Annotated in this window: 11 protein-coding genes; 7 read left to right on the top strand and 4 right to left on the bottom strand. The window is 34.3% G+C overall.

What is annotated here, in order from left to right; translation table 11 throughout:
* Nucleotides 1-71 precede the first annotated feature (71 nt).
* The 6 genes from ileS to CJ739_RS06245 all read left to right on the top strand — a co-directional run bounded on the left by ileS (nt 72) and on the right by CJ739_RS06245 (nt 7,339).
* Complete coding sequence (ileS, locus tag CJ739_RS06220; protein WP_117178792.1) at nt 72-3,476, top strand: isoleucine--tRNA ligase; 3,405 nt, start codon at nt 72-74, stop codon at nt 3,474-3,476.
* A gap of 4 nt (nt 3,477-3,480) precedes the next feature.
* The gene (locus tag CJ739_RS06225) at nt 3,481-3,861 is read left to right on the top strand and encodes a TraR/DksA family transcriptional regulator (RefSeq protein WP_117173466.1); all 381 of its coding nucleotides are present in this window, start codon (nt 3,481-3,483) and stop codon (nt 3,859-3,861) included.
* 192 nt (nt 3,862-4,053) lie between these two features.
* A complete protein-coding gene (locus CJ739_RS06230) occupies nt 4,054-4,674 on the top strand; it encodes a lipoprotein signal peptidase (RefSeq protein WP_117173468.1) in 621 nt (206 codons plus the stop codon).
* A 150-nt stretch (nt 4,675-4,824) separates the two neighbouring features.
* A complete protein-coding gene (locus tag CJ739_RS06235) occupies nt 4,825-5,076 on the top strand; it encodes a type II toxin-antitoxin system ParD family antitoxin (RefSeq protein WP_117173470.1) in 252 nt (83 codons plus the stop codon).
* The gene (locus CJ739_RS06240; RefSeq protein ID WP_117173472.1) at nt 5,069-5,368 is read left to right on the top strand and encodes a type II toxin-antitoxin system RelE/ParE family toxin; all 300 of its coding nucleotides are present in this window, start codon (nt 5,069-5,071) and stop codon (nt 5,366-5,368) included. Before CJ739_RS06235 ends, CJ739_RS06240 begins: the two co-directional genes overlap by 8 nt.
* A gap of 81 nt (nt 5,369-5,449) precedes the next feature.
* Nucleotides 5,450-7,339 carry a hypothetical protein gene (locus CJ739_RS06245; RefSeq protein ID WP_236951619.1) on the top strand — a complete coding sequence of 630 codons (1,890 nt, stop codon included), beginning with the start codon at nt 5,450-5,452 and terminating at the stop codon, nt 7,337-7,339.
* On the opposite strand, the gene CJ739_RS06250 is transcribed toward CJ739_RS06245, so the two are convergent.
* From CJ739_RS06250 to CJ739_RS06265, 4 genes are read right to left on the bottom strand one after another with little or no spacing between them, the layout of a single operon-like run.
* On the bottom strand, nt 7,336-7,899 hold the full coding sequence (locus tag CJ739_RS06250; RefSeq protein WP_117178794.1) for a 5-formyltetrahydrofolate cyclo-ligase: 564 nt from the start codon (nt 7,897-7,899) through the stop codon (nt 7,336-7,338). The genes CJ739_RS06245 and CJ739_RS06250 overlap by 4 nt on opposite strands.
* A gap of 4 nt (nt 7,900-7,903) precedes the next feature.
* Complete coding sequence (locus tag CJ739_RS06255) at nt 7,904-8,875, bottom strand: succinylglutamate desuccinylase/aspartoacylase family protein (RefSeq protein ID WP_117173476.1); 972 nt, start codon at nt 8,873-8,875, stop codon at nt 7,904-7,906.
* Nucleotides 8,876-8,877: 2 nt separating this feature from the next.
* Nucleotides 8,878-9,756 carry a 30S ribosomal protein S6--L-glutamate ligase gene (gene rimK, locus CJ739_RS06260; protein ID WP_117173477.1) on the bottom strand — a complete coding sequence of 293 codons (879 nt, stop codon included), beginning with the start codon at nt 9,754-9,756 and terminating at the stop codon, nt 8,878-8,880.
* The gene (locus tag CJ739_RS06265; protein WP_117173479.1) at nt 9,753-10,178 is read right to left on the bottom strand and encodes an ATP-dependent zinc protease family protein; all 426 of its coding nucleotides are present in this window, start codon (nt 10,176-10,178) and stop codon (nt 9,753-9,755) included. The genes rimK and CJ739_RS06265 overlap by 4 nt, the downstream gene beginning before the upstream one ends.
* A gap of 116 nt (nt 10,179-10,294) precedes the next feature.
* Here CJ739_RS06265 and uvrC point away from each other — a divergent pair, with 116 nt between their 5' ends.
* Nucleotides 10,295-12,088 (top strand): excinuclease ABC subunit UvrC, encoded by a 1,794-nt coding sequence (uvrC, locus tag CJ739_RS06270; protein ID WP_117173481.1) that lies wholly within the window; start codon nt 10,295-10,297, stop codon nt 12,086-12,088.
* The last annotated feature ends 7 nt before the right edge of the window (nt 12,089-12,095 follow it).

Below are 12,095 nucleotides of genomic sequence, written 5' to 3' on the forward strand. Positions count from 1 at the left end.
TTTTTAGTTATTTAACCACGCTATTTTATCAAAATTCCTTAATTTCGCACCTCGAAATGAAATTTGATACAATGAGTACTAAATTCCCTGAATATAAAGGTCTTGACTTACCAAAAGTAGCCGAAGAAATTCTTAACTATTGGCAAGAAAACAACATATTTGAAAAAAGTGTTTCAACTAGAGAAAACAACGAATCGTTTGTGTTTTTTGAAGGGCCACCTTCAGCAAACGGACTTCCGGGGATTCACCACGTTATGGCACGTGCCATAAAAGATATTTTTTGCCGCTACAAAACCCAAAAAGGGTATCAAGTGAAGCGTAAAGCAGGTTGGGATACGCACGGACTTCCCATTGAGTTAGGCGTTGAAAAAGAATTGGGAATTACCAAAGAAGATATTGGAAAAACCATTTCGGTGGAAGATTATAACAAAGCTTGTAGAAAAGCAGTGATGCGCTATACCGATATTTGGAATGACCTAACCGAAAAAATGGGTTATTGGGTAGATATGGATGACCCATACATTACCTACGAACCAAAATACATGGAAAGCGTTTGGTGGTTGCTAAAACAGATTTATGACAAAAAGTTGTTGTACAAAGGTTATACCATCCAACCCTATTCCCCAAAAGCAGGAACCGGATTAAGTTCGCACGAGTTAAACCAACCTGGGACTTATCAAGATGTAACGGATACGACGGTTGTGGCGCAGTTTAAAGCAAAGCCAGAATCGCTTCCAGACTTTTTACAAAATGAAGGCGATGTTCACTTTTTAGCTTGGACGACTACGCCTTGGACCTTACCAAGCAACACCGCTTTAACCGTTGGTCCAAAAATTGAGTATGTATTGGTAGAAACCTATAACCAATACACGTTTGAACCAATCCGTGTGGTTTTAGCAAAAAAACTGGTTAATTATCAATTTTCAGGAAAATTCAATCAAGTTGAAACAAAAGTAGAGTTATTAGATTACAAAGCTGACGATAAAAAAATTCCATATAGAATTATTGGAGACTGTTTAGGCAAAGATTTAGTTGGAATAAAATACGAGCAATTATTACCATACGCGCTTCCAAATGATAATCCGGAAAACGCTTTTAGAGTCATTTCAGGAGATTTCGTAACCACTGAAGACGGTACAGGAATTGTTCACACAGCGCCAACATTTGGTGCAGATGATGCTAAAGTTGCCAAAGAAGCCGTGCCAGAAGTACCACCTATGTTGGTAAAAGATGACTATGGTAATTTAGTACCATTGGTGGATTTACAAGGCAAATTCAGACCAGAAATGGGCGAATATGCCGGTAAATACGTAAAAAATGAATATTACAACGATGGTGAAGCCCCAGAGCGCTCAGTAGATGTGGAGATCGCCATTAAATTAAAAGAAGAAAACAAAGCCTTTAAGGTTGAAAAATACAAACACAGTTATCCCAATTGTTGGAGAACCGATAAACCCATTCTTTATTACCCCTTAGATTCTTGGTTTATTAAAGTAACCGATGTTAAGGAACGTATGTTCCAGCTTAACGAAACCATTAACTGGAAACCAAAAGCCACAGGAACGGGTCGTTTTGGTAATTGGTTGGCAAACGCTAACGATTGGAACTTATCTCGCTCACGCTATTGGGGCATTCCATTGCCTATCTGGAGAACCGAAGACGGCAAGGAAGCACTATGTATCGGTTCGGTTGAAGAGTTAAAAAACGAAATGCAAAAAGCGGTTTCAGCAGGTGTGCTTTCAAAAGATATTTTTGAAGATTTTGAAGTCGGCAACAATTCCGAAGAAAACTATGCCAAAATCGATTTGCATAAAAACATTGTAGATACCATTGTATTAGTTTCGCCTTCAGGAAAACCAATGAAACGCGAAAGCGATTTAATAGATGTTTGGTTCGATTCAGGCTCCATGCCGTATGCACAATGGCATTACCCATTTGAAAACAAAACGTTAATTGACAAAGGAACGTCGTATCCAGCCGATTTTATTGCCGAAGGTGTCGATCAAACACGGGGTTGGTTTTATACATTGCATGCCATTGCCACCATGGTTTTCGATTCGGTTGCTTATAAAAACGTTGTGTCCAATGGATTGGTTTTAGATAAAAACGGACAAAAAATGTCCAAGCGTTTAGGTAATGCTGCCGATCCTTTTGAGACATTGTCAACTTACGGGGCAGATGCGACACGTTGGTACATGATTGCCAATGCCAACCCTTGGGACAATTTAAAATTCGATTTAGAAGGTATTGAAGAAGTCAAACGTAAATTTTTCGGAACGCTTTACAATACCTATTCGTTCTTTCAACTATATGCAAATCTGGATAATTTCACGTATACTGAAGCTGATATTCCTGTAAATGAACGCCCAGAAATAGACCGTTGGATCCTTTCAGAATTACATACTTTGATTAAGAAAGTGGATGCATATTATGCAGACTATGAGCCAACAAAGGCAGCTAGGGTCATTTCGGATTTTACACAAGATTATTTAAGTAACTGGTATGTACGTTTAAGCAGAAGACGTTTTTGGAAAGGGGATTACCAACAAGATAAAATTTCGGCTTACCAAACACTTTATACGTGTATGGAAACCATTGCGAAGTTGGGTGCGCCAATTGCGCCATTCTTTATGGATAGGTTGTATTTGGACTTGAATTCAGCAACCAATAAAGAGTCTTTTGAAAGTGTTCATTTGGCAAATTTCCCTGTGTTTAATTCGGCTTTTATTGATAAAAGTTTAGAACGCAAAATGGAAGCGGCACAAACAATATCATCACTAGTATTGTCGTTAAGAGCTAAGGAAAAGATAAAAGTGCGTCAACCGCTTCAAAAAATCATGATTCCTGTTACTAACAAACAGCAAAAAGAAGAGATTTTAGCTGTTTCGGATTTAATAAAACATGAAGTTAACGTCAAGGAAATTGAACTGTTAGAAGAGGCTTCAGAGATATTGGTAAAACAAATAAAACCCAACTTTAAAACCTTGGGACCCCGTTTTGGAAAGGAAATGAAAGCCATTGCATCTGAAGTTACTAACTTTTCGGCAGAAGATATTAACAAAATAGAACAAAATGGTGTTTTAGATATTGAAGTTAACGGAAAAAATATAACTTTAACCCTAGACGATGTAGAAATTACATCACAAGATATTGAAGGTTGGTTGGTTGCAAACGAAGGCAATTTAACCGTTGCTTTAGATATAACAATTTCTGAAGATTTACGAATGGAAGGTGTTGCCAGAGAACTTGTTAATCGTATCCAGAATTTACGTAAGGATTCAGGATTTGAAGTAACCGATAGAATAGATGTTAAATTGCAAAATGATGCTTATATTGTAACGGCTATAAATACAAATATGTCGTATATTAAAGCTGAAACACTAACCGAAGACCTCGAAATTATTGACAAATTAGATAATGGTATAGAGATTGCTTTTGATGATGTAAATACCAAATTATACATACAAAAACATTAAAATTATGAGTTTAGATTTAAATGTAAGATATTCTGATGCTGATTTAGCCGAATTTAAAACGCTAATACAAGAAAAAATAGTAAAAGCACAGCATGATTTAGAGCTTATTAAAAGTGCATATATGAATGACCATAGTAATGGTACAGAAGATACGTCGCCTACTTTTAAAGCTTTTGATGAAGGAAGTGAAGTAATGAGTAAAGAGTCTAACTCGCAATTAGCCATTAGACAAGAAAAGTTTATTCGCGATTTAAAAAATGCACTTATTAGAATAGAAAACAAAACGTACGGTGTATGTAGAGTTACTGGTAAATTAATTGCTAAAGAGCGTTTAAAATTAGTACCTCATGCCACTTTAAGTATTGAAGCAAAAAACATGCAATAATAATATGATTTAAGCATATATTCAAACGTCTCTCCCGATACGTACTGGGCTTGAGACGTTTTTTTGTTTGGGGTTAAAGGGTTAGAAAGTTATAAGGTTAAAAGGTTAGAAAGTGTTTCAAGCGATAACCAACAACCAAAAGAGGTTATGTGGTAAATCGTCAATCGTAATTCGTAATTCGTAAATTTATTTATGTCGTTAAAAAAGTCAACCATTCTAATTATCATTATTTTACTAATCGACCAAATAAGTAAAATATATATAAAAACCCATTTTAAACTTCAGGAAAACATTGAGGTATTTAGCTGGTTTCAAATCTATTTTATTGAAAACGATGGCATGGCTTGGGGAACAAAAATTAGCGATTTTGCATCTTTTATTTCTGATCGTTCTGCCAAAATATTCTTAACGGTGTTTAGAATTGTTGCCATTTTTGGTATTGGCTATTGGTTATACGATGCCACAAGAAAAAAAGGGCCCAGGATATTGATACTATCTATCGCCCTCATATTTGCAGGCGCTTTGGGGAACATTATAGATTCTGTCTTTTATGGCGTTTTGTTTGATGACAGTTTTAGCCAAGTAGCTACATTTTTGCCCGAAGCAGGAGGCTACGATTCGCTGTTGCATGGCAAGGTGGTAGATATGCTTTACTTTCCGTTGATTGAATTAGATATCCCCGAATGGTTCCCTATTGGCGGCGGCAAACGTTTCAATTTTTTTGAGCCTGTTTTTAATATTGCCGATGTGGCCATAAGCACGGGCTTTATCATGCTTATTGTTTTTAATAAGAAGGCGTTTCCAAAAAAATAATATTAATCTTGTTTTTCTTTTATTGGTAGGATAATCATATTCATTCTTTTTAAACGAGTTCATTATATAAAGAGTTGGGTGTAATTTGAGCAATCGAACAAATTTGTGTATTTTACCAATTTTTGGTAAATTTGATAAAACGATTGGAAAATGAGTAAAAACACATCTATATCACTTGGAAATTATTTTGACGAATTTATCCAAACCCAAATTTCTACTGGAAGATATAAAAATGTTAGCGAAATAATTAGAGCTGGACTTCGACTACTGGAAGACGAGGAAAATAAGGTTATTGCCCTAAGAAGTGCAATTCAAGAAGGATTAAATAGCCCAAGAGTGGAAAACTTTGATTTTGATGAGCACCTCGCAAAACTCAAATCTGAAAAAAGAAAGAATGGCTAAACTCATATTGAGGCAGAAAGCCATTGATGACCTTTCTGATATTTGGGATTATACTTCACAAACTTGGTCGGAAAATCAAGCCGACAAATATTATGCTATGATAAAGTCTGCTTGTCGAGAAATTTCTAAAAGTTCTACAATCGGAAGAAAGTATGATAAGGTTGAGAATGATTTATTAGGCCATAGAATTGGAAAACACATTATTTTTTATCAAATCGTTTCTAATAATGAAATTGAAGTCATAAGAATATTGCACGAAAGAATGGACTTAAAGAACAAATTAACTGAATAAAAAAGCATTTCCTAAGAAGTAAGTTTTTTTTCATAAATTGAAGCGTTAATTTAATGTTTCAAAATGCACAAAAAAAATCCGTTGAATAAGTACAGCCTTCCCTTAGTAATCTCTCTTCTAATCTTCAATTTTACGATACTTAAAGCTCAAAATACTTTTGGTATTGTTTTTCCAGGAAACGATAGAGATCAAAAATGCCAACAATGTTTTCAAACATTTAATCAAAAACCAAAAGAAGTTCTATTTTCGATTGTAAGGGAACAAAGCAATTTATATTTTCAAGTAAATGATAAAGTCTGGTTCAACAAGTTATTTAAGAATCCAAAAGATGGACTTGCAATAGATATCGTTTCAAAAGAGATTTATGGTTGTGATGAAATAATTATTGGAAATCCACAAATAAAAGGAGAATTACTTCAGCCTATTTTCACCTCAAAATTAAAAAGCAATTTAAAATCGAGTGGCGACAACTTATTCCGTGTGCACGTAGGAAACATACCAAATACTCTTTTAAATAAAGAATTAGAATTCAACATATTGTTTTTGAGCAACAATAATTTATGTAGATATTATTGGATTTATCATTTAGAATCCTATCCTTGGGATTTATTGGATATGGGTATGTATTTAGATTCTTTAACCTATAATCCAAAACAAATTAAAACAATTAGTGATGACGAAGTTGTTATAAGGAATAAAACATTAAAGTTTAAAATACCATTTCAAAAAAACAAAGCAGAATATTCACAGGTTGATATTAAGCCCATTTATGATTCCTTAAGGCTGACAAATTATTATATAAAAGCAATTAAAATTAAAGCGTATTCTTCGATTGAAGGAAGTTTAGAACGAAATATAAAACTTCAGGAATCAAGGGCAAAAAGCATTGTTTTGGCATTACAGTCATTTCAAAAGCCAACCATCCAAACAGAAGTCTCTTCATCTGAAAATTGGGTTGAATTTTTGAATGATATAAAAGGAACAAAACACGAAAATTTAAAAGCATTATCAAAAAATCAAATCAAAGGAAAATTAAACGGTGCACTTTCTGAAGAATTAGAACCTATTTTAAAAAACCACAGAAAAGCAGTTTTAGAATTGGAGTTAGAAAGGATAGATAAATATGTAAATATGTCTGCAGACGAGTTGATGGGCAAATTTAACGCTTCTATAAAATTAGGAGATATAAATGAGGCTTTAGAAATTCAAAACTCTATTTTCGAAAAAATGAAAACTAAAGAAATAAAGCCAGACTTCTTAAAAAAGATGGAGGTCCCTAAACAATCCAAATTTGTAAAAATATTTAATAAAAATTCTGCTTTTCGAGCTGCATTAGATATTAGGCTGTCTTTAATTGTATATAATGAATTGTTGGAATTAGAAAAGTTGGCACCAAAAGACGGCGAAGTAAAATACAATATAACTGCGATTGCTATAAAATTGTGGCGTCATAAAGCCATACCAATTGAAGAGACAAAACTCAAAAACCAAATTAGCGCTTTAAAAAATCATAAAATCCACAGTTCGCTAATTGATAGAATGCTAGTAAATTTTCATATAATAAAAGCTGAAAATTTAATGCGTGAAAGAGATTATGAGAACAAGGATAAATCGGTTTCTTTTATAAACAGTCACTATAATAATTTCCCATTATCAGATTATGATTATTTAAGTTTAGCCCAATTTTTTAGCTATTATGCAAATACGGACTTATCTGTCAAACTACTGGAAGATAAAGCAAAAAGTATAGATATTAACGAAGATTTGTTATTCTATTATTTAAACTTAACATTAATTAATAACGATTTAACACAAGACCCAAACTATAGAACCATTATGTTAAATGCCATTAATATGAACAAAGAACGTTATTGCAAATTGTTTAACTCAATTGATAAAGGAGGCGTAACGTTTCAACTATTACAGGATGATTATTTAAAGGAAACATATTGCGAGAATTGTGTAAATTAAAATTTATAAATTTCATTTGGCGTCACACAGTAATCCAACTTAATATCACTTTCAAAAACATCAACGACTTCAACCTCAGCTTCAAAGAAAGATAGCCCAATTTTAATGGTTTCGGGTTTGCATTCGGCTAAAAACCGATCGTAAAAACCTTTACCATAACCGACACGGTCTCCTTTGGTATCAAAAGCTAAAAGCGGTATAAAAACAACGTCTATTTTATGGTTTGAAATCTCAATACCATCAACAGGTTCGGGTATGTTATAGTTGTTCTTTTTAATAATGGTATTGTCGGTTAAAAGAAAGTGAGTCATGAAGCCCGTTTCAAAATCACTTTTAGAAATGAGAATATGTTTGTCCTTACCCGATAAAATATTCAAAATATAATCGGTATTTACTTCTTTTTGTTCTTCAATGGATAAAAAAATATGGTAGAACGAATGCTCCCAAATAGGTAATTTTAAAAGTTGATTGGCTATTGCCATACTTAAATTGTCAATTTGATTTGCCGACATGGCACTACGAAGGGTTTTATATTTTTTTCGTAATTCGGCTTTAAGCATATTTTTAACGTTTAAGTTTTGTTGAAATATGGAAAAGCGCATCCCCTTGATACACGATAGGCAATTCGTTCACATTAATAATATAACCGGAATTTGGCGCTTTTACGGCTTGGTTTAATTTGCCGTAAGGATCTGTAATGTATCCTAAAACATCCCCTTTTTTAACATGGCTTCCAATAGCAATGGTCGCTCTAAACATACCCGAAAAACTGGCACGTTGCCATCGGCTTTCGTTAATGAATACCGTGTCTTTTTTTGGTTTTGTTACTTTAGAATTGGCGTTTAACATCCCTAAATGTTTCAAAACCCGTTTAGCTCCATTAACACCTTGGTTGGTGATATTCTCATCGATGTGAAACGATTTGCCACCTTCAAAAAGCAACATGGATTTACCTAGTTTATAACAGGTATTTCTAAACGATTTATTTAAATTTTTAGAGTATAATACAAAAGGTGCCGCAAACACTTTAGCCAGTTCGTTTAGATGTCTGTTTTCTTTACTTATCCGTATTTGCGGTGCATTAAACCTCCCCGAACCACCTGTATGGAAATCAATAATGCAATCCACGCAAGGCACCACACCGTGTACTAATTTATGGGCAACTCTACTGGCCAACGAGCCATCAACAGTACCCGGAAATACCCTATTTAAATCCCTGCCATCGGGAAATTCGCGTTTTAAGTTTATAAAGCCGAAAATATTAATAACAGGCATACAAATAATAGTGCCAATTTTAGGTTTATTAATACCATTGGCTATAAGTTGTCTTACAATTTCAACACCATTAACTTCGTCGCCATGAATACCAGCTGTAAATAATACAATAGGCCCTGGCTTTTTAGCACGTTCAATAATAATGGGAACGTTTACTGATGAAGAGGTATGCAGATTGGCAACATCAAAATCAATCTCCTTGCTTTCTCCAGGATATATTTTTGTATCAAGAATGGTTAAAATATTGTTTACTAATGTCATGCTTAACGACGTTTATTGCGTTCTATATAGGTAATAATACTTTTAGCAATATTTTTTCCAGTGGCTTCCTCAATACCTTCTAAACCAGGGGTAGAATTTACTTCTAAAAGCAATGGTCCTCGTGCCGATTGCAGCATATCAACCCCACAAACAGGGAGTTTAAGTACCCGAGAGGCGTTGGTAGCTAAGCGTAATTCGGCTTCACTTAATTTGATGATGTTTGCAGAACCACCACGGTGTAAGTTTGAACGGAACTCCCCTTCTTTCCCTTGACGTTTCATAGCGCCCACAACCTGTCCGTCAACAATTAAAGCACGCAAATCGGCTCCCTTAGCTTCTTTTATAAACTCTTGCACAATAACGCGTGCTTCCAGACCATTAAAAGCTTCTAAAACAGATTCAGCAGCATTTTTTGTTTCAGCTAAAACCACCCCTAAACCTTGAGTACCTTCTAGCAATTTTATAATAACGGGAACGCCACCAACGTGTTCAATAACTTCTTCAACATCGCGTGAATAGTTGGTGAAAACGGTTTTTGGCATACCTATTCCTGCCTTGCTTAAGCGTTGTAAGCTTCTCAACTTATCCCTTGAACGCTGTATGGCATCTGAAGTAGCAATGGTAAACACATTCATCATTTCAAATTGACGTACCACAGCACAACCATAAAATGTGATAGAAGCACCAATTCTTGGAATAACCGCATCTACATAATCCAAATAACGATCCTTATAATAAATGGTTGGTTTTTCCTTTTCAATAATGATATCACATTTTAAAGGATCTATAACTTCTATTTTATGACCTCTTTTTTCTCCTTCTTCAACAAGTCTGTCGGTGGAATATAGATTTGAGTTTCTAGATAAAATGACTATATTCATAAGGGTTTTAAGTTGTAAGAAACATTTTCTAAATCTACATCAACCATAAATTTTCGTTTTAAAAATTGCCTGCCGATTAAAACAGGAAATCGCATATCGCTGCGTGTGCTTAAAGTTAGGCTAATCTTGTACGTTTTTCCAAAAAATATGACTTCAGATTTTATTTTATATCGATTTTCTTTTAATCCGTTACTGCTTTTAACAACGGTACTGGTATACTCCTCAAAAACAATTTCAGTTTTACCGAAATTTTGATGTTTTTCGCTGTTAAAAACACATCGTAAGGTATTGTTTTCTTCAATAATTTCAGAATAATGAATGGTAGAGGTGTAAGCACCGGTATCAATTTTAACGTCAATATTAAACAGACCTAATTTAGGAAAATCTATTTTATCAACCCTACCAATTATTTTCTTATTCATTTTATGGTTTTAAAATGTGCTGCAATGTAACGAATAGTTGTGTAGCTTCAAAAGTTTAACAGATTTATACAAGTGTATTTTATCAATAAAAAATTAAAATAATTACCTTTACGTTGATGGATAAACCTACCTTAGAAATACAATTACAAACCTTACCAAATCAACCAGGTGTGTACCAGTATTATGATGCTGAAGGCACGATTATTTACGTTGGAAAAGCCAAAAATTTAAAGAAACGGGTTGGTAGTTATTTTACCAAAACACACGATAATGGGAAAACACGTGTATTGGTAAAAAAAATCGCTACCATAAAACATATTGTCGTTGATACCGAAACGGATGCCTTGCTACTTGAAAACAACCTAATTAAAAAGTATCAACCCAAGTATAATGTGATGTTGAAAGACGACAAATCGTACCCTTGGATTTGTATAAAAAACGAACGTTTCCCCAGAGTGTTTTCTACCCGCAGGATTTTTAAAGATGGCAGCGATTATTTTGGGCCGTATACCAGTATGAAAACAGTTCACACGCTGTTAGATTTAATAAAAGGCTTGTATCCGCTTCGGAATTGCAATTATGATTTATCTGAAAGCAAAATTGAAGCAGGCAAATACAAAGTGTGTTTGGAATACCATTTAGGAAACTGTAAAGGCCCTTGTGAAGGTTTTGAAACGGAAGAAGCATACAGTAAAAATATTAAGGATATCAAAGAAATTTTAAAAGGAAATTTCAAAGATTCCCTGTCTCAGTTTAAAACCCAAATGAAACGACTTGCTGAAGACATGCGTTTTGAAGAAGCTCAAAAAATTAAGGAAAAAATCGAAATTCTTGAAAACTACCAAGCCAAATCTACCATTGTAAACCCTAAAATCAGCAATGTAGATGTGTTTTCAATAATGAGTGACGAAAGTTATGGATATGTCAATTTTCTACAGCTATCTTACGGGTCTATTATCCGTTCGCATACTTTAGAAATCAAGAAGAAATTAGACGAAACCGACGTAGAGTTATTAGAGTTAGCAATTACCGAAATCCGTCAGCGTTTTCATTCCACATCAAAAGAAATTTATGTACCTTTTAAAGTTGAATTGGGTGAAGGCATCAAGGTAACTGTGCCACAATTGGGCGATAAAAAACACATATTGGACTTATCACTTAGAAACGCCAAATATTACCGCATGGAGCGTTTTAAACAAGATAAAATTGTGGATCCCGATAGGCATACCAATAGAATTATGGCACAAATGAAAGCTGATTTAAGGTTGCATGAAGAGCCACGACATATAGAGTGTTTTGATAACTCGAATATTCAAGGCACCAACCCCGTTGCGGCATGTGTGGTTTTTAGAAACGGGAAGCCAAGCAAAAAGGATTATAGGCATTTTAATATAAAAACGGTCGTTGGCCCAGATGATTTTGCTTCGATGGAAGAAGTTGTTTACCGTCGTTACAAACGGATGCTGGATGAAGAACAATCCTTGCCACAACTCATTATCATCGATGGTGGCAAAGGACAATTATCATCTGCTTTAAAAAGCCTAGATGCTTTAGAATTAAGAGGAAAAATAGCAATCATCGGAATTGCAAAACGTTTAGAAGAATTATTTTACCCAAACGATCCAATTCCACTATATTTAGATAAGAAAAGCGAAACTCTAAAAGTCATACAACAATTACGTAACGAAGCACATCGTTTTGGTATAGAACACCATAGAAATAAACGAAGCAAAAGTGCGTTAAATACTGAATTGGAAACAATTCCGGGCATTGGTGAAAAAACAATTGTAGATCTGCTAAAGCATTTTAAATCTGCGAAGCGTGTTGCCAATGCAAAGTTAGATGAGTTAGAGCCTGTTGTTGGTGTGTCTAGAGCCGAAAAAATTTATAATTATTACCATACTAAATGAAACATTC

Source organism: Mariniflexile sp. TRM1-10 (assembly GCF_003425985.1).
Classification (GTDB): Bacteria; Bacteroidota; Bacteroidia; order Flavobacteriales; family Flavobacteriaceae; genus Mariniflexile.

What these genes read in the sequence shown, in the direction of transcription:
- CJ739_RS06240 (WP_117173472.1), top strand. Translation starts at nt 5,069, where the DNA reads ATGGCTAAACTCATATTGAGGCAGAAAGCCATTGATGACCTTTCTGAT.
- ileS (WP_117178792.1), top strand. Translation starts at nt 72, where the DNA reads ATGAGTACTAAATTCCCTGAATATAAAGGTCTTGACTTACCAAAAGTA.
- CJ739_RS06225 (WP_117173466.1), top strand. Translation starts at nt 3,481, where the DNA reads ATGAGTTTAGATTTAAATGTAAGATATTCTGATGCTGATTTAGCCGAA.
- CJ739_RS06250 (WP_117178794.1), bottom strand. Translation starts at nt 7,899, where the DNA reads ATGCTTAAAGCCGAATTACGAAAAAAATATAAAACCCTTCGTAGTGCC.
- CJ739_RS06230 (WP_117173468.1), top strand. Translation starts at nt 4,054, where the DNA reads ATGTCGTTAAAAAAGTCAACCATTCTAATTATCATTATTTTACTAATC.
- uvrC (WP_117173481.1), top strand. Translation starts at nt 10,295, where the DNA reads ATGGATAAACCTACCTTAGAAATACAATTACAAACCTTACCAAATCAA.
- CJ739_RS06235 (WP_117173470.1), top strand. Translation starts at nt 4,825, where the DNA reads ATGAGTAAAAACACATCTATATCACTTGGAAATTATTTTGACGAATTT.
- rimK (WP_117173477.1), bottom strand. Translation starts at nt 9,756, where the DNA reads ATGAATATAGTCATTTTATCTAGAAACTCAAATCTATATTCCACCGAC.
- CJ739_RS06255 (WP_117173476.1), bottom strand. Translation starts at nt 8,875, where the DNA reads ATGACATTAGTAAACAATATTTTAACCATTCTTGATACAAAAATATAT.
- CJ739_RS06265 (WP_117173479.1), bottom strand. Translation starts at nt 10,178, where the DNA reads ATGAATAAGAAAATAATTGGTAGGGTTGATAAAATAGATTTTCCTAAA.